Raw genomic sequence first — 17,374 nt, forward strand, 5'->3', positions numbered from 1 at the left:
TCCTTCAGGTCAACGGGCGAGGGCGGCCGGGTCGCTCGGCAGGTCGGATACGGGCGGCAGCGCGAAGAACTCCGGCGCTGCCTGCGCAAGTTCGACGTAGGCGCGCAGACAGAAGTCGAGCCAGCCGCGGATGTAGTCACAGCCGGGCCGGCCGCGTCGGCTGACCTCGTGGTAGCAGCCACCGCCGCACAGGTAGCGGGCCCAGCAGGACCGGCACGGCTCGGCACGGTCCACGTGCCGGGTGGCCAGGTGGCGTTCCCGGGCGGCCCGGTCGGGTCCGTCGGCCAGCGAGCCCATGGCGAAGGCGGGGTCGTCGACCAGGCGGTGACAGGCGTAGAGGCCGCCTTCGGCGGAGGCGCTGAGGTAACCGGCGCCGGCGCCGCACGGGTAGGGCCGGTGGCCGCCCGTGTGGAGTTCGTACATCGCGGTCTGGAAGTTCCCGAACGGGTAGGGGTGGCCCGCCGACAGCTCGCGCAGCGCCTGCTCGCCGCACTCGACCATCCCGTCGAGGAAACCGGTGAAGGCGGTGGTGTCGATCTCGTACGCCGGATCCGGCGCGCTCACCACTGCCGCGAAACCCACCTCGTCGAAGCCCAGGCCGATCCCGTGCTCCAGGATGTCCGGCAGCCGCCCCGTGTACGGCGTCACGCTGACCCTGGCCGACAAGTGCCGGGGCCGCCCGTGGCGTTCCAGCACGGCCAGTCCGGTGCGGAGTCGGTCGTAGGCGCTGCCGCCGCCGGGTGCCCGGCGCAGTGCGTCGTGCCCGACGCGGTCGCCGTCCAGGCTGACGGCCACGGTGAAGGGGTGGGCTGCGAACAGTTCGGCGTCCGCGGGCCGGACGGTGGTCAGGTTGGTGGTGAGGGCGAAGCGGACCGCGTGCCCGGTGTCCTCGCCTGCCCGGACCGCGTACCGGACCACCTCGTGGACCAGGTCCCGGGCGAGCAGGGGTTCGCCGCCCATGAAGCCGACCACGACCCCGGCTCCGGGGGCGGCCTCCGCGAGCAGTCGATCCACGGCGGCGAAGGCGGTCTCGCGGGGCATGGCCCGGGCGGAACCGCCGAAGCGGCCCTCGTCGGCGTAGCAGTGACCGCAGCTGAGGTTGCAGGCCTGCATCACGTTGAGCGACAGCGAGGACAGGGGCGGTACCTCGGCGGGGGTGCCGTCGATACGCGGGGCGGGCAGTCCGGGCTCGGCGCCCCACAGGGGAAGGCCCAGGTCGGCGGCGAGGGCGGTGTCCTCCGCGGGCGTGTGTGCGGTGGTCGTCCAGCGCTCCAGCCGGGCGGCGGTGGCTTCCGGCAGGTCGTAGATCCGGCTGCCGTCGGCGAGGAACAGGTGGGTGCCGTGGGCGCTGCGGAAGACCCGGGTCTCGGCGCCGAGGCCGCGCGGCCCGGATGCCGGCTCCGTCTCCGGTTCCGGCTCCGGCTCCGGCTCCGGTGGGCGGCGCCCGATCTGCAACAGCACGCTCATGTGCCCTCCTCCACGGTCTCGCGCAGCGAACTGACCCAGCCCGCCAGCAGGTCGTACTGGCGGCGCGTCAGGTGCATGGGGTAGGCGTCGGAGCCGCGTACCGCGACCGGCATGCGACGGTCGTGCCACCGCTGCTCTTCCACCGGAGTCCTGATGACCTGCCGGAGGAGTTCGGGCCGTTCCCGGAACAGGTCCTCCAGGAACTCCAGCGCCACGAACCGGCGGTGCCACCGACGGCCGCGTTCGGTGAGGGGGAGCGTCACCCCGGGCAGGGGGTCCGGGGGACCGAAGGTCCGTTCCCGGGCCTCGCCCTCGGGCAGGCCCAGGCTGCGGGCCCTGCGCACGTTCTCCAGGGTCGCGCGGTTGTTCTGCGCGTCCACGTTGACCGCGTCCATGGCCTCCAGAACCCGTTCGAACAGGTCGCGGACCTCCAATGCCGTCAGGTCACGGTTCTCGGCGATGTACGCGGGGTCGCTCACCTCTTCCCGCTGGACCCGGTCCGCCAGCCCGTCGGCGAGGGAGGTGAAGGGCCGACGATCGGGCGCGAAGTCCGGCGGCGTGACAACGATCCGCGCGCGGGCGGTCAGGCCACCGAGTGTGACGCCGACCAGGCCGTCGCACACGTCGTCGACCAGACCGAGGCTGACTCCGCCGTCCTCGGGCGTCGAGCCGGCGAAGAGCCCCCCGGGAAAGGTCCGCGCGTCGGTGGCACCGGAGAGGGTGAACTCGCACCAGGCCGCGTCCGGCGCAAGGAACAACCGGTCTTCGGGCAGGAGGTACCGGCTGGTGCGATCGAGCAGGTTGCTCGGACCGTACACCGCTCCCGTACCGGGCGTGAAGCGCAGCCGCAGCTCGGGAAACCCACCGCCCGGGCGGGGCAACTGGACGGAGCCGAGCGGAACACCCTCCCCCGGCGGCACGAGGGGCCGGTCCGCCCCCGCGGGCGACCTCCCCTCCAGCGGTTGCCGCAGATGGTCATTACCCCGCAGTTCGACGGCGGCCTCGATCCGGTCGCCCGGCGAGCCGGTGCACTGGTACGCCTTGAGGTTGGCGACGCTCACCGTCCACTTCACCTCGGCCAGATCGATGCCGAACTCGGCGAGGACATCAACGGTGATCGGCTCGTCGGTGTGGCGTCGCCCGTCGACCGACGTCCAGGTGCCGCGCAGCTCGAAGAAGGGGCAGATGGGACGGAAGCCGTTGACGTCCTTGAACCGGACCCGTTCCCCGGGATCGGGCTGCCGCTCGGTCAGGGTGCCGTCGCCGGCGACTTCGAAGGTGGGCATGGGCACCACGGTGGTTTTGCCCGTGCCCCGGGGCGACAGGTCGCTTTCGCCGTAGTGGTAATTGCCGCACGGGGTGGGGGAAGGGCCCAGACGGGCGAAGGCGAGAGGTGGATGGAGCCAGATCCGTTCGATCACCGTGAATCTCCAATGTTCAATGGACAGCCGGGCTCGTTCAGCCGAACACCTCGTCCGGCAGGCAGGGGGAGGCGTCGCGCACGGGCGGTACCGGATACATGCCGCCCGCCCGTACGGACAGCAGCCGGTCGGCCGGTGCGTCCGGTCCCGGCTGTCCGCCGAAGTCGAGGCCACCCGGGGCGACGGGCGCCGTTTCGAAGAACTCGTAGCCCTGGCGGGACACGTGCAGTGAGCCGGGCCGACCCGGACGCGGACCCGGACCCGTCGCACTGGTCGGATTGATCCGGCGCACGTGCGGGGCGGCCGACACCGGCTCGGATCTGGGCGGCGGCTGGTCGGTGGTTGGTCGGTGGTGAGCTGGAGGAAGCTCCTCGGTGGCGTCGTCGCAGACAACGGCCGGCGCATACGGCGGTCCGCTGCCGACCGACAGCTGCCCACCCCTCGGCGGACGCGGCGAGCGGAACCTCATCTGCGTCCCGAGCCCCGCCAGGCACTTCGGTGGGGCGTCGCGGACGCCGCGCGCCTCGGAGCCGAAGCCCAGCAGGAACTCCAGGTTTCCGCCGGGCACCGGATGCGACGGTCGATCGCCTTGTTCCCTCGCGCGAGCGGTACAGGTGGCAGATCGTCGGCCAGTGCGAGAGCGGAGAACGGCATGTCAGCGCCTCTCGAAAGGTGTGGGGGCGTTTCCCGCGCGGTGACGCAGAGTAGTCACTTCCGTCACCCAGCGTATCGAAGTATCGCGTTGCGCGCTCGGAAGCACGCCTACGCGCCTCCCGGATCACGGCCGGTCACGCTGTGCGGCGGAACCGACGGCCGCCGACCTCAGCAGGTGTACGACACCCATGTCCGGGGCACGGTCCGCACGATGCGGGCTTTCCTGCCCCTGCTCCAGACGGCGGACAGGCCGGCCGTCGTCGACGTCAGCAGCGCTCGCGGACCTGTTCACCCGCATGTTCGATCAGCCTTCCGCCGCGGGCCGCCCTCGACACTCGTCCCGGCCGCAGCCCTCGGGGAGGTTGGCAGCGATCAACTCGTATGCCGCCTCCACGGTCCCGGCCACGCCGACGAGCGTGCGGTCGGACTCACGCCGGACGCGGTAGCCACCGGCGACCTGAGGGAAGGCGGTCGGCACGTCGTGTGTCCACGGGTACCGAGCGCACCGGCTCAGGTAGAGGACGCCGTGGCCGACCATGGGGAACAGCTCGCGCAGGGCCGGATGGGCGTAGGCGGTGCGGGGCACGATCGGATCTACGCGTTCGTCCTCTTCGCCTTGGCATCGCGGCGGCGCCTCGGACGACCGATAGGGTGTCCGCGCGACGACACCAGGCTCGTTCAGGAGGTCACGAGTGGGGCCAGAACCCCCGGCGATTCGCGTACCGGTCGGGGAAGGGTCCGGTCGGTGGACGAGTCGAACCGCCCGGCGACGAGTCCTGCTGGTGGTCCACAACGTGACCTCGGCCGGTCGCCTCATGGATCTGGTGCCGTTGTTCCACGACGACTTCCGCGTCCAGGTGCTGGTCACGTCGACGGGCTCCTCCGCGTTCCAGGGCGGTATCCGTGAGCTCTTCCGTGAACTGCAGCTGCCCGAACTGCCATGGGAGCAGGCCCTCTCGACTCCCGTGGACCTGGCGATCTCCGCGAGCTTCGGCGGTGAACTCGATCTGATTCAGGGCAATCTGACAGTTGTTTCGCACGGCGCCGGATACACTAAGAGGCTGGGCAAGCCGGGAGCCGGGAGCCGGGAGCCGGGAGCCGGGAGCCGGGAGCCGGGAGCCGGGAGCCGGGAGCCGGGAGCCGGGAGCCGGGAGCCGGGAGCCGGGAGCCGGGAGCCGGGGCGCCGACGTTCGGGTTGTCTTCTGAATGGTTGTTGTCCGGGGGGAGACCCTTTGTCGACGGACTTGTCCTCTCCCACCCCGAGCAGGTGGAGCGCCTCGCCGAGGTCTGCGCCGATGCCGTGCCCTCGGCCGTACTCGCCGGGGACCCCTGCTTCGACCGTATGCTCGCGGCGCGTCCGTACCGGGACAGGTTCCGGCGGGCGCTGGGGGTCCGTCGCGGTCAGCGGCTCGTCGTCCTGAACTCGACGTGGAACCCCGAGGGGTTCTTCGGCAGCGGCGGCGGGCAGGACGTCCTCCCCGGGCTCCTGCCCCGACTCGCCGCCGAGCTGCCGGCCGATGACTACCGGCTGGCCGCCGTGCTCCACCCGAACATCTGGTACGGGCACGGGCCCGGCCAGATCCGGGCGTGGCTGGACCGAGCCCGGCGCAACGGGCTGACGCTGATCGACCCCGTCCACGCATGGCGGCAGGCCCTGCTCGCCGCCGACCTCGTCCTCGGGGACTTCGGCGCGGTGTCCTACTACGCCGCGGCCCTGGGCACTCCCGTACTCCTGGCCGCCGACGGAGCGGGCGTACTCGACACCGAGGCGCCGCTCGCGGAGTTCGTCCGTCGTGCGCCCCGGCTCGATCACCGCGCTCCGCTGCTGCCTCAGGTGGAGCGGGGAATCAGCGGTCATCGCCCGGATCCCGGCCCCTCCGGGTTCGTCACCTCGGAGCCCGGGCGATCCGCGGAGCTGCTGCGCCGGCACTTCTACGCGTCGATGGACCTTCCCGAGCCTTCTGGTCCCGCGTCCCTGGAGCCGCTTCCTCTCCCTCCGTACCGGCCGGGGAAGGTGACGTCCCCGCTGCACGTACGGACCCGGGTGGAGGGGACGGACATCGTCGTCGAGCGGTCCGCCGGGCATCCGGCCGGAGCCGCCGGCGACGCCCACCTCGCCGTGCACGAGGAGACCCGGCACCCCGGCGACCTCGACGTGGCCGACGTGATCACGCGTGCCGGGCAGGTGGACGATCCACGGCTGGGCGGTCCCGCCGCGTGGACCGACGAGGTGCTGCGCCTGCACCCCCACTGCTCGACGGCCGTGTACGTGACGGGACCGCACACCTGCGTCGTACGCGGCCGAGGGCGGCGCGGCACGTTCCGGCTGTCCGCCGACACCGACGCCGGGGCGGACGCTGATCCGGCCGCGTACGCCTCCGCCTTCCATGTCTGGATGGCGCACGGCGGCGTGGTTCCCGCGCGCGGGGTCGTGCTCCGGATGCACACTGCCGGTGGTGTGCATCCGTTCCACGTGAAGGCGATCGGCTGAACTACCGGGCGGTGCCTGCCTCGCACCGCCGTCGCAGACCGGCGAGGTAGGCACGGTGCGGAGCGGCGGAGGAAGGCAGCAGTACCTCGGCTTCGGCGATCCCGGCAAGCGCCGCCGCGTCGTCACCGCCGTCGTGCAGGGTCTCCGCCAGGTCCGTGAGAGCTCGGGCCCGGTTGTACGGCTCCGCCGGCGCTCCCGTACGTCCCGCGAAGAAGTCCACGGCGCGGTTCAGACACCGGCGGGACTCGTCCAGTCTGCCCATGCCGCGCAGGGCCCGGCCCTGATGGCGCTCGATCAGGGCGAGGGCCCTCGGGAGGTCGGCCGCGCCTTCCTCACCGGGCCCGATCCTCCGGTAGACGGTCTCGGCCTCGGCGAACCGCTCGTACGCCTCCTCGAACGACCAGCGGTTCAGGCTCAGCAGACCCAGCAGTTCCACGGCGGACGCCTCGCCCCGGAGGTGGCCGGCCGCCCGCTCGTACGTGACGGCCGCCCGCGCTGCCCGGCCGGCCTGCTCCCACCGCCCCGTCTCCCCCAGGCAGTGCGCCAGCTGGAAGTGGAGGGCCGCCGCCATCCGCTCGTCCGCGCGGCTCTCCTCCGCGCACCTCGCCGCGTCCCGAAGCGCCGGAAGCACCTCGTCCCAGTACCCGGCCTTCAGCTGCAGCGGCCACAGGGAACGGGCCAGCCACAGGGCAGTGGCAGTCCGCTGCTGCTCCTCGGCCACGACGACCGCCCGGCCGATGTTCCCCACTTCGGCCGCGAGGACCGCGATGCCGTCCGGCACGGCTCCGGGTCCGACCCGGTGCTCCGGCGGCAGCTCGGTCCGCCAGCTCTCCGGCAGGGCCGCGCGGGACGCGGGCAGCACCCGCTTCAACAGCGCTTCGAGGACCCGGTCCACGGCGTCCGTGCACGTCCCGATCCCGTACTCGGCCGTGGCGGCCTCGGCCAGCTGCCTGCGGATCTCGGGCCGGATGCGGTACCGCAGGTCGGGAAGGGCTTCGAGCAGTCCGACGTCCACCGCCTCGTCGAGCAGCCGGGCGGCCGTCACCTCGTGGACGTCGGCAGCGGCCGCCGCGATCGCGGCGCTGATCGACGGCCAGGCGCCGAGCGCGGTGAGCCGGCAGAGGCGTACCGCCTCCGGGCCGAGACGTTGAGACGCGAGGTGCGCGGCGGCACGGACCGGATGGTCCCGGCCCGTCCCGGTCCGAGACGCGGTCCGAGACGCAGTCTGAGACACGGACTGAGCCACGGACTGCGCCACGGGTGCGGGTGCGGGTGCCGGTTCGTCCCGGGTGATGAGTCGTGCCTCCGTGTGGAGCGCGAGCGCATTGCCCCGGCAGCGCTCGAGCACGCCGGGCAGCTGTGCCTTGACCCGCGCGGCGTGCTCCGGTCCGGCCACCTTCCGTACGAGCTGCTTCGCGTGCCGGTCGGTCAGCGGTGGTACGGCGACGCGCTCGGCTTCCAGGAGCAGCGGCGGCCCGGACACGACCACCACGAGCAGGACGTCGGGCGTCGACGGCACGAGGCCGCGGACCTGCGCCAGCGAGGTCGTGTGGTCGATCACCACGAGCGCCTTCCGCCCCGCGGTGAGCTGTCGGTAGAGCCGCAGGCGACCCGACTCGGTGGCCGGTGTCCGCTCGGGATCCACGTCCATCTCGCGCAGCAGCCGCAGCAGAACGCCCGCCGGCTCCGGTCCGGTCTCCCCGGACGCGTCACGCAGGTCGACGTAGTACTGCCCGTCGGGGAACCGGTCACGACCTTCCGCCCCCAGCCGAAGCGCCACCGAGGTGGAACCGCTGCCCGGGGGGCCCGACAGCAGTACGACCCGGGGCCGGCCCTCCCAAGCGCGGTCGGCCTCCCGCAGCAGCTGTTTGAGGACCTTCTCCTGGTTCGTGAACGCCCACGGCGCCGGGGGCATCGCGCCCCGAGAGGGTTCCCCGGCCTCGTCCGGACCGCCCTCCAGCATCAACGCCCATTCGCCGGCCCTCTGCGGGTCCCGGCCCAGCCGCGCGTGTACGCGCCCCGCCAGCGCCCGACGGTCCTCCGCACCGGCCGGCAGCGGCGTCTCCCGCCCGAGGGTCCGTCTCACCAGAGCCCCGGCCGACAGGGTCAGGTTCTTGCCGATCTCCCCCGCGGCCCCGTTCCCCACCCCCAGCAGGAACGTGGTCAACGCACTCAGCGCCACGACCTCCAACATGTCGGCCCCTCCCCGTGGTCGCCGGCCCTGCTCCTGCCGGACTGTATCGCCGCGTCTCCCGATCACGGAAACGCTCACGCCTCAGTAACTCCCCTTCTTGGCGCGATACATGTGGGGCAGGGCGAGGCTGGGGGCAGGACGGGGTCCGGGGCAGGGCGAGGCGGGGCCGGCTACTCGGCCGTCACGTCCAGAAGCCCGCGGGTGCGGGCGCTCGCGCCGCTCAGGGTGAGCGGGATGCCCAGGCTCGCGCACATGCGGTGGGCTCGGGCGAGGGCGCTGAGGGTGGCCGGGGTGGGGTCGGCGCTCGGGACGGCGACGGCCACCCGGGTCGGGCGGAGCGCCTGGACCAGGGCCTGGATCTGAAGCGCGGCGGCGGCCCGGTTGGTGACGTCCAGGTCGCGGTGGAGCGTCACGTGCAGCACATGGTGACGTACGACGTGGCTGATGAGCATGGCGCCTCCGCGCAGGACGACGAAGGCCCACAACTGGACACGCTGTGGGCGGTTCGTCCGAGGATGTCACGGGGACCGGCCCGAAGCCCTTCTCGTGGCGTCGACGGCGTGGGGTGTCCGGCCGGATCCGTCGATATTCACGTATATGAATCAGCGTGGTCCCGCGACTAGGGTGGGGCGGGCCGGGGTGATCCGGTCGAAATTTCGAACGCGACCCTCCCTCACCAGGCGACTCACCAGGCGGTGTTCATGACCCAGTTCGACCTGCCCCTCGACCAACTCCGCACCTACCGGAGCGCGTCCGTGGAGCCCGAGGACTTCGACGCCTTCTGGGCGAAGACCCTCGGCGAGGCCCGCACGCACGCGCTGGACGCGCGGTTCGAGGCGGTTCCGACGGGGCTCTCCACGGTCGAGACCTTCGACGTCACCTTCGCCGGATTCGACGGACAGCCGGTCAAGGGCTGGTTCGTCCTGCCCGCCGGCACCTCCCAACCGCTCCCCGTCGTCGTGGAGTTCCTCGGGTACGGCGGGGGGCGCGGCCTTCCGCACACCCATCTGCTCTGGGCCTCCGCCGGGTTCGCGCACTTCGTGATGGACACCCGCGGACAGGGCAGCGGCTGGGCCACCGGTGACACGCCGGACCCGGTGGGCAGCGCGCCCTCGTTCCCCGGCTTCATGACGCGGGGCATCGAGGATCCGTACACCTACTACTACCGGCGCCTCTTCACCGACGCGGTCCGCGCCGTGGAGGCAGCCCGCTCGCATCCCCTGGTGGACGCGAGCCGCACGGCCGTGACCGGTGTCAGCCAGGGCGGTGGGATCACGCTCGCCGTGGCGGGGCTCGTACGGGACCTGGTGGCGGTGGCGGCGGACGTGCCGTTCCTGTGCGACTTCCCGCGCGCGACGACGGTCACGGACCGCGCGCCGTACCGCGAGGTAGGCAACTACCTCAAGACGCATCGCGGGCGGGTGCTCCGGGTCCAGGACACCCTCACCTACTTCGACGGCGTCCACTTCGCGGCCCGTGCCTCGGCCCCGGCCTTGTTCTCGACGGCCCTGGAGGACCTGACGTGCCCGCCTTCGACGGTGTTCGCGGCCTTCAACGCGTACGCCGGGGACGAGAAGGCGATCGAGGTGTACGACTTCAACGACCACGAGGGCGGCGGCCCCTTCCAGCAGGCGGCCCAACTCCGCTGGCTGCCGGGGAAGCTGCGGGACTGACGCATGACGGGCGGCGTGCTCGGCGGGCCGGTACCTGTGGAGCCGGCCCGCTCCGACAGTGAAAGGATCACTGTCGTGACGAGCACGCGTGTGTGGAGTGACGGCCCCGTCGGCGACGAGGCGGCCGCGAACGAGGGCCTGCTGCGGCTGCTCGGCGGCGCCGATGCCGATGAAGCCGGGGCCGGGACCGCCGGAGCCGGGACCGCCGGGACCGGGACCGCCGGGGCCGGCACCGAGTCCGGCGGGGCCGGGCGGCGGATCGTGACCGGTGCCCTCGTCTGCCGGTACTGCCGCTGGGACCGGTTCGAGGTGACGTGGGACGAATGCTTCTGCGAGGGCTGCTGCCTGCCGCTCGACGTAGGGGACGAGGAGGGGTACGACGGTGCGGACCCGGTGGTCCGGGAGCTCCGGCCGCCCGTGGCTCCGGCTCCCGGGGCGGGCATGACCATGGTCGCGTGTCCGGCCGGCCACGAACTGTTCCAGGTGGCCGCCGCGTACACGCTCGGCCCGGACGGTCACATGCGCCGCCTGTCGGTCGGCCTGCGGTGTCCCGTCGACGGCGCGCTGAGCCTGCTCGTCGACGATGCGCAGATGACTCCGGACAGCGGCCGGTGATCCACCGCTCGGTCTGATTCCTCGGCTGCTCTGCTCGCCGCCTCCTCGGCTCCCCGGCTCCTCCGCTCCCGGGGTTCTCGGCTCCCCGGGTTCTCGGCTCCTCTGCTCCCCGGCTCCTCGTCGGGCGCGCGCCGCGCGCAAGGGCCGGAGCCCGAGCCGTGCAGCGGGCTCGGGCTCCGGCGAGGTGCACGGTGTCGTGCACGGGCGTGGTGCCCGCCTCATGGACGGGCCGCACGCTCACTGGTTTCAGTGCCAGTACTTCATGGCCGTACCTCCTCCCCCGTGTCTGGACGCAGGGTGACCTCGAAGCGGTCGAGACCGCGCAGGGTCAGATTGCGCCGGTGTTCTGGTTCCGCGACTGCCCCTGCCTGCGGATAGTCCCTGGCCAGGGCGCCGAGGACCGATCCGGTGAGCCGGATCGCCATCGATGCGCCCAGACAGGCATGGGCCCCGCGGCCGAACCCGAGGTGCGGGTTCGGGGCGCGGTCGAGTCGCAGCTCTGTGGGGTGGGCGAAGCGGAGCGGGTCGTGGTTGGCCGCGCCCAGGAAGAGCGTGACCGGATCACCCGCCTTCATCGTGACGCCGCCCAGTTCGGTGTCGGTGACGCAGACCCGGGCGTCCGCCTGGACCGGTGCGTCGTACCGGATGAGTTCGTCCACGGCCGTGGCCTGGGTGGCCCGGAACGCTTCGAGCGCGCCGGGGGTGGTGAGGAGCGCGGCCGCCGCGTTTCCCAGGAGCCGGGACGCGGATTCGTAGCCGGCGTGGAGGACGGCACGCAGACTGTTGCGCAGAACCGTTTCTGCCACGCCGCTGTCCGCCGCGTGTTCGGCGACGTACGCGATGAGGCCCTCCTTGGGCGGGTCGGCGAGCCAGCCGCCCGCGTACTCCGCGAGCCGGGCGCGGGCCGCGACGGCCGGTTCGTGCTTCTCGGGCCAGAGGCCGGCGTCCATGCCGTCGACGACGGTACGGGACATGGGCACGAACCAGTCGAGCTCGGGGGCCGGGACGCCGAGGAAGGCGGTCACGAAGCGGAGCGCCACCGGCTCGGCCAGCTCCCCGACGAGGTCGAAGGCGGGGCGCCGGGCCAACTCCGCGAGCAGATCGGCGATCTGCCCCTCCAGGTCGTCGTGCAGCGCCTGACGGTCCTGCGCCCGGAAACCGTCGAGCAGCAGGTGCCGGATGGCGGTGTGCTCCGGCGGGTCGAGGGTCTGCACACTGAGCAGCGGGGCGGGGATCTCCTCCCCGGCGCGCCGCCAGTCGGAGGCGAAACGGTTGCTGTCGGTGAGCACGGCGAGGCAGTCGGCGTGCCGGGTCAGGACCCAGGAGCCGAGCAGTTCGTGCCACAGGACGGGGGAGGTCTCGCGCATCCGGGCGTACGACGGGTACGGGTTCCGCAGGATCGACGGACGGGCCAGATCCAGAATCGGGTCCACGGCTGCCGCTTGCTCCACGAAACGTCTCCCCCTGCGCATAGGGCCTGGTTGAGGCCTTGGCTGCTACCGAGTCGAGCGGTACGAGGTGCCGGTCACCGGTGGGTGGAGCCCCTCGCTGATCTTGTCACCGACAGTTCGTCGGTGCTTCTCCGAACATCAATCCGAGCCGAGCGCCGGTGACGCTACCACGCAACTGGGGCGGCTGGTATGACTACCTGCCAGAGATCTTTCACAAAGCGTCGGGGAGTTACGGAAGATGACCGGTCAAGAGCAGACAATCATTCACGATGTCCCGGTAAACGTCGCCCAACAGCCCAACCCCTACCCGCTCTTCGAGCGCATCCGCGAGCACGGCGTCGTCCAGCGGGTGCGGCTGAATCCCACTCTTGAAGTCTGGATGGTCACCGGTTACGACGAGGCCGTGGCCGCGCTCACCGACCCCCGGCTCAGCAGCAGTCCCGTCGGGGTGAACGGACTTGAGGAGGAGATGGCCCACCAGGAGCGCACCAACGTCCTGATGGCCAGCATGCTCGTCGCCAACGGCGAGGACCACACCCGGCTGCGCAACCTCGTCTCGAAGGCCTTCACGGCCCGCCGGGTGGAGCAGCTCGCACCTCGCGTCCAGGCGCACACCGACGCTTTCCTCGACGCCGTCGCGAAGCGCGGAACCGCCGATCTGGTCTCCGAGTTCGCCCTGCCGCTGCCCATGGCCGTCCTCAGCGAACTCATCGGCATCCCGGCCGAGGGACAGCCGGACTTCGCCCGTCTCGCGGTCGGTCTGATCATGCCCCCCAACACCCCGGAGCGACTCGCCAAGGGTGCTCGGGCGCGGGCCGAACTCACCGAGTTCTTCGAGCCGTTGATCGCCCGCCGCAAGGCCGATCCGAAGGACGACCTCCTGAGCGCGCTGTGCGCCGCGCAAGCCGAGGAGCGGATCAGCGACCGCGAGCTGACGGCGATGACCATCCTGCTCACGCTCGCCGGACACGAGACGACGGCGAGCCTCATCGCCAACGGCGTCCACGCCCTGCTCCGTCACCCGGACCAGTTCGCCGCGCTCCGCGACGACCCCTCGCTGCTGCCGGGAGCCATCGAGGAACTCCTGCGCTACGAGGGCCCGGTGAGCCGTGGTGTCGCCCGCTTCACCACCGACGCGTACGAGATCGGCGGGGTCACCGTCCCGCCGGGCGAGATGATCATCATCGGGCTCGCCGCAGCCAACCGCGACCCGGCCCGTTACGACCGTCCCGACATCCTCGACGTGGCACGCCGCGAGGTGCCGCAACAGCTCGCTTTCGGCCATGGTGTGCATTTCTGCCTGGGTGCGCCGCTGGCACGCGCGGAGGCGAGGATCGCCATCGGGACGCTGCTGCGCCGCTTCCCCGACCTGCGGCTCGCCGACCCCGACGCGGATCTGAGCCGGCGCGAGGGCATCCTGCGCGGCATGGCGACCCTGCCCGTGACCTTCACGCCCGAGGCCTGACCCGTCGCCCCCACGGCGGAGAGACGAACGGAGACAGACTGATGAATTCGGCCTCCGGCACCGCGGAGTTCGACGCGATCGCCCCCGGGTACGACGCCTCGCGCGGCGGCACGGCCCGGGCCGCCGGCTTCGCCGAGCAGCTCGCGCCTCTGCTCGACCCCGACCGTCCGGTGCTCGACATCGGCGTGGGTACGGGCATCGTGGCGGCCGAACTGGCCGCGCGCGGCCACGTGGTGTACGGGCTCGACCTGTCGACCGGGATGCTCGCCCGGGCACTGGAGCGGCTCGGTCCGCGGGTGGCGGTGGCGGACGCCTGCCGCCTGCCGGTACGTACCGCCTCGGTGAGCCAGGCGGTGTCCACCTGGCTGCTGCACACCGGGCCCGACCACGGCATGGTCTTCGACGAGGTCGCCCGGGTCCTGCGCCCGGGCGGCCGCTATCTGGTGATCCCGGCCGGAGGCACCCGTCCCACGGACGACATCGGAGTCGTGGTGGGCGAGTTGGAGGACCGGATCGACCCGCTCCGGACCCGTCAGGACGGGCCGTGGGTCCTCGCGCCGATCGCCGAGGCCCGGGGACTCGTCTACCGGGGCCCCGCCTCCGAACGCCCCACGACCTTCCGGGTGTCACCCCGCGCGATGGCCCGCTCCCTGTCGGGCGGCCTCTTCACCGGCGCCTGGTCGGTCACGGGCGACGCGACCCGCCTGGTGGCCGAGGCCCAGGAGCGTCTCCTCGCGCTCCCGGACCCGGACGTTCCCCGCGTACGGGAGATGGCCGACTTCGTCATGGTCTTCGAGAAGCCCTGAGAACGGGGGGCGGGAAGGGGGCAGGCCCTGGGCTTCTGTGGAGGCCAGGTCCAGGCCGGGCCTCCAGGTCCCGGCGGGCGGGCGCAGGTCCCGGCGGGCGGACGCGCCGCCGGTCAGCCGCGGGTCCGCGCGTCAGCGGTCGGCCTCGCCGCTCCCTCGCGGCCGCGCAGGGCCGCCGCGTAGGCGTCGTCCGGGTCGAGGCGGCGCAGTTCCTCGGCGATCAGCTCGGCCGTCGTCCGGACCTTCAGGGCGAGGACGCGGCTGGGCTGGCCGGGGATGGAGAGCCGTGCCACCGGCCCCTCGGGCCGGTCGATGCGGATCTCGCCGTCCGCGGTGCCCATACGGACAGCCGTGACGACGGGTCCGTCGGTGACGATCCGGTCGACGGTGACGCCCAGCCTGACCTCGAACCAGCGGGCGAGGAGTTCGGCGCTCGGGTTCTCCGCCTCGCTCTCGACGGCGGCCGAGGTCACGGTCACCGGGGCCTGGTCGAGCGCGGCAGCCAGCATCGAGCGCCACGGCGTGAGCCGGGTCCAGGCGAGGTCGGTGTCGCCGGGGGCGTACGAGGCGGCCCGCTTCTCCAGGGCGGCGAGGGGGTCCTCGACCGCGTACATGTCGGTGATGCGGCGCTGGGCGAGTGAGCCCAGCGGGTCGAGGGACGGCACCTCGGGGGCGTCGACGGGCCACCAGACGACGACGGGCGCGTCCGGCAGGAGCAGCGGAAGGACCACGGAGTCGGCACGGTCGCCGAGTTCGCCGTGGAGCCGGAGGAGCACCGTCTCGCCCGAGCCGGCGTCGGTGCCGAGACGGACCTCGGCGTCGAGCCGGGTCTCGTGACGCCCCCGGGGCGAGCGGGCGTGGCGCTTGATGACGACCAGGATGCGGGAGGGATGTTCCCGGGAGGCGTCGTTGGCGGCCTTGACCGCGTCGTAGGCGTTCTCCTCGTCGGTGACGACGACGAGGGTGAGCACGACACCGGCGGCGGGTGTGCCGACGGCCCTGCGGCCTTCCAGGATCGCCTTGTTGATCTTGCTGGAGTTGGTGTCCGTCAGATCGATCTTCATGCGCGGCGACCGTCCCTTCCTCTGCGGCGAGCCTATCCCTCCCGCGCGGCGGACGCGTGCGGGCCCCCACCCCTGACCGGCGTCACATGGATTCCGGCTCCGCCTCCTCCGCGGCGGCCTCGGCGGCGGCCTGCTCGCCGGCCCGCCGGTTGACCACGGCCGCAGCGGCGATCGCGGTGCCGAGGAACGCGGTGGCCACCACCCAGGGACGGTCGAGGACGTGGCCCGTGGCGTGGTCGAGGGAGTACCGGCCGGCGCCGGTGACCCCGATCGCGGCGGCGACGAAGCCCAGGAACGCCGGGTACTCGTAGCCGCCGCCCTGGGCGAAGAAACCGGCCGGGGCGTGGACGGCGACGGCGCCGGTCATGGCTCCGGCGGCCGCGGCTCCGGCGGCCGGGGTGGCGAGGCCGAGGGCGAGCAGGGCGCCGCCGCCCGCCTCGCCGAGACCGGCGGCGATGGCGCTCTCCCGGCCCGGGTGGAAGCCCATGGCCTCCATCCCCTTGGTGGTGCCCTCGATGCCGCCGCCGCCGAACCAGCCGAAGAGCTTCTGGGTGCCGTGCGCGGCGAGTACGGCTCCGGTGCCGACCCGCAGCACGAGGAGCCCGAGGTCGCGTCGGTTGGGGTGGCCCATGGGGTTCTCCAGGTGGGAGGAGGAAGGGGTGGTCTCGTACGCGGTCCACTGTGGTCGCCCTGTCCGGCCGCCGCCGCCCGGGGACCCGGACGAATACTCCGTACGAGTCACCTTTTGCGGCACTTGTTCACGAGTGCTTGGGTGAGAGGGCGACAGCCGTCCGGGGCCCTCGCGACGGCGCACCCTGCTCCGACCCGCCCCGGCCACCGGCTCTGCCCACCCCCTCCACGGAAGGACGGGAACCGTCCATGGCACAGACTCACAGCGGCCCGAGGCACCAGGACATACCGCCCGGCCCGCTGGGCGCGCTCGCGGGCGCCGCCTGGCAGGCGCTCCTCTTCGCCGGGATCGCGTCCCTGGCCCTGGGCGTCATCGTGCTGGTCTGGCCGGACGCCTCGCTGTTCGTGGCCGGCCTGCTCTTCGGCCTCTTCCTGCTGGTCAGCGGTGTGATGCAACTGGTCGCCGCCTTCGGCACGCACACCACGACCGCACTACGGGTCATGGCCTTCATCAGCGGCGCCCTCTCGATCCTGCTCGGCCTGCTCTGCCTCCGGGGCGCGACGCAGTCGATTCTGCTGCTCGCGCTCTGGATCGGGATCGGCTGGCTCTTCCGCGGCATCACCGAGACCCTCGCGGCGGCCTCCGACGCCACGATGCCGGCGCGCGGCTGGCACGTCTTCCTCGGCATCGTCAACGCGCTCGCCGGTGTGGTCCTCATCGTCTCCCCGCTGGAGTCGGCCGCGGTGCTGATGGTCCTGGGAGGCATCTGGCTCCTCGCCGTCGGGGCGGTCGAGATCGTCACGGCGTTCCAGGTGCGCTCGCGCGCCAAGAACCTGCCGCCGGGGGCCTGACGGCGTCCGCGCCCCTCGCCCGACCCCTCGCCGTCCGCCCGAATTCCCGGGCGGGCGGCGAGCACTGTTGACGCGTGCGCTACATTTTGCCGGTCCTTGACCACCGATCCCCCGCGATCGTGATTCCCCCGGAGACCGGCACACCATGAGCGACATCGTCAACGGCCTCGGCCGGGCCGGCGCCTACGGCGCCCTCGGCGTGGTCCTGCTGATCCTCGGCATAGTCCTCGTGGATCTGCTGACCCCCGGACAGCTCCGCCGGCAGATCTGGGAGGACCGCAACCGCAACGCCGCGATCCTGCTGAGCTCGGCGCTCCTGGGCATCGGCGGCATCGTCTTCACCTCGATCTGGACGACGTACGAGAACTTCGGCAAGGGCCTCGTGTCGACGGCCGCGTTCGGCCTGCTCGGCCTGGTGATGATGGCCGTGGCGTTCCTGGTCGTGGACCTGGTCACGCCGGGCAAGCTCGGCGCCACCCTGGTCGACCCCGAGCCGCACCCCGCGGTCTGGGTGACCGCCTCCTGCAACATCGCGGTCTCGGCGATCGTCTCCGCCTCGATCGCCTGAGCCAGCCGGGGACGGCGGTGCCC

Annotated in this window: 16 protein-coding genes; 7 read left to right on the top strand and 9 right to left on the bottom strand. The window is 72.5% G+C overall.

What is annotated here, in order from left to right; all coding sequences use genetic code 11:
* Window positions 1-9: 9 nt before the first annotated feature.
* The 4 genes from N5875_RS04095 to N5875_RS04110 form a co-directional block, all read right to left on the bottom strand.
* Window positions 10-1,467 carry a radical SAM protein gene (locus N5875_RS04095; RefSeq protein ID WP_338491890.1) on the bottom strand — a complete coding sequence of 486 codons (1,458 nt, stop codon included), beginning with the start codon at window positions 1,465-1,467 and terminating at the stop codon, window positions 10-12.
* Window positions 1,464-2,753, bottom strand: coding sequence for a hypothetical protein (locus tag N5875_RS04100; RefSeq protein WP_318209265.1), 1,290 nt, complete (start codon window positions 2,751-2,753; stop codon window positions 1,464-1,466). Before N5875_RS04100 ends, N5875_RS04095 begins: the two co-directional genes overlap by 4 nt.
* 172 nt (window positions 2,754-2,925) lie before the next feature.
* The gene (locus N5875_RS04105) at window positions 2,926-3,456 is read right to left on the bottom strand and encodes a hypothetical protein (protein ID WP_338491892.1); all 531 of its coding nucleotides are present in this window, start codon (window positions 3,454-3,456) and stop codon (window positions 2,926-2,928) included.
* Between the two features lie 390 nt (window positions 3,457-3,846).
* Complete coding sequence (locus N5875_RS04110) at window positions 3,847-4,359, bottom strand: DUF6193 family natural product biosynthesis protein (protein WP_338499083.1); 513 nt, start codon at window positions 4,357-4,359, stop codon at window positions 3,847-3,849.
* A 450-nt stretch (window positions 4,360-4,809) separates the two neighbouring features.
* Here N5875_RS04110 and N5875_RS04115 point away from each other — a divergent pair, with 450 nt between their 5' ends.
* Window positions 4,810-6,033, top strand: a complete 1,224-nt coding sequence (locus tag N5875_RS04115) for a hypothetical protein (protein ID WP_338491894.1) — start codon at window positions 4,810-4,812, stop codon at window positions 6,031-6,033.
* Window position 6,034: 1 nt separating this feature from the next.
* Here the strand turns inward: N5875_RS04115 and N5875_RS04120 are convergent, their stop codons facing one another.
* Together N5875_RS04120 and N5875_RS04125 are read right to left on the bottom strand one after the other, a co-directional pair.
* A complete protein-coding gene (locus N5875_RS04120; protein ID WP_338491895.1) occupies window positions 6,035-8,227 on the bottom strand; it encodes an ATP-binding protein in 2,193 nt (730 codons plus the stop codon).
* Between the two features lie 170 nt (window positions 8,228-8,397).
* Window positions 8,398-8,679 carry a hypothetical protein gene (locus N5875_RS04125; RefSeq protein WP_318209270.1) on the bottom strand — a complete coding sequence of 94 codons (282 nt, stop codon included), beginning with the start codon at window positions 8,677-8,679 and terminating at the stop codon, window positions 8,398-8,400.
* Window positions 8,680-8,928: 249 nt separating this feature from the next.
* Between N5875_RS04125 and N5875_RS04130 the strand changes: the two genes are divergently transcribed.
* A complete protein-coding gene (locus N5875_RS04130) occupies window positions 8,929-9,900 on the top strand; it encodes an acetylxylan esterase (RefSeq protein WP_338491898.1) in 972 nt (323 codons plus the stop codon).
* A 75-nt stretch (window positions 9,901-9,975) separates the two neighbouring features.
* Entirely contained in the window at window positions 9,976-10,515 is a 540-nt protein-coding gene (locus tag N5875_RS04135; RefSeq protein ID WP_338491899.1) for a hypothetical protein, read from the top strand.
* A 260-nt stretch (window positions 10,516-10,775) separates the two neighbouring features.
* Here N5875_RS04135 and N5875_RS04140 read toward each other — a convergent pair whose 3' ends face one another.
* Window positions 10,776-11,948: a cytochrome P450 gene (locus N5875_RS04140; RefSeq protein ID WP_338491901.1), complete on the bottom strand. Its 1,173-nt coding sequence runs from the start codon at window positions 11,946-11,948 to the stop codon at window positions 10,776-10,778.
* A 256-nt stretch (window positions 11,949-12,204) separates the two neighbouring features.
* Between N5875_RS04140 and N5875_RS04145 the strand changes: the two genes are divergently transcribed.
* Together N5875_RS04145 and N5875_RS04150 are read left to right on the top strand one after the other, a co-directional pair.
* The gene (locus tag N5875_RS04145; RefSeq protein ID WP_338491904.1) at window positions 12,205-13,431 is read left to right on the top strand and encodes a cytochrome P450; all 1,227 of its coding nucleotides are present in this window, start codon (window positions 12,205-12,207) and stop codon (window positions 13,429-13,431) included.
* A 41-nt stretch (window positions 13,432-13,472) separates the two neighbouring features.
* Entirely contained in the window at window positions 13,473-14,237 is a 765-nt protein-coding gene (locus N5875_RS04150) for a methyltransferase domain-containing protein (RefSeq protein ID WP_338491906.1), read from the top strand.
* A gap of 113 nt (window positions 14,238-14,350) precedes the next feature.
* Here the strand turns inward: N5875_RS04150 and opcA are convergent, their stop codons facing one another.
* Together opcA and N5875_RS04160 are read right to left on the bottom strand one after the other, a co-directional pair.
* Window positions 14,351-15,301, bottom strand: coding sequence for a glucose-6-phosphate dehydrogenase assembly protein OpcA (opcA, locus tag N5875_RS04155; protein ID WP_318209275.1), 951 nt, complete (start codon window positions 15,299-15,301; stop codon window positions 14,351-14,353).
* 82 nt (window positions 15,302-15,383) lie between these two features.
* Window positions 15,384-15,932 (bottom strand): DoxX family membrane protein, encoded by a 549-nt coding sequence (locus N5875_RS04160; RefSeq protein WP_318209276.1) that lies wholly within the window; start codon window positions 15,930-15,932, stop codon window positions 15,384-15,386.
* Window positions 15,933-16,180: 248 nt separating this feature from the next.
* On the opposite strand from N5875_RS04160, the gene N5875_RS04165 reads away from it, so the two are divergent.
* A complete protein-coding gene (locus tag N5875_RS04165) occupies window positions 16,181-16,783 on the top strand; it encodes a DUF308 domain-containing protein (protein ID WP_318209277.1) in 603 nt (200 codons plus the stop codon).
* 145 nt (window positions 16,784-16,928) lie between these two features.
* Window positions 16,929-17,351, top strand: a complete 423-nt coding sequence (locus N5875_RS04170) for a DUF350 domain-containing protein (RefSeq protein WP_318209278.1) — start codon at window positions 16,929-16,931, stop codon at window positions 17,349-17,351.
* Window positions 17,352-17,374 lie beyond the last annotated feature (23 nt).

Source organism: Streptomyces sp. SJL17-4 (genome assembly GCF_036826855.1).
Classification (GTDB): Bacteria; Actinomycetota; Actinomycetes; order Streptomycetales; family Streptomycetaceae; genus Streptomyces.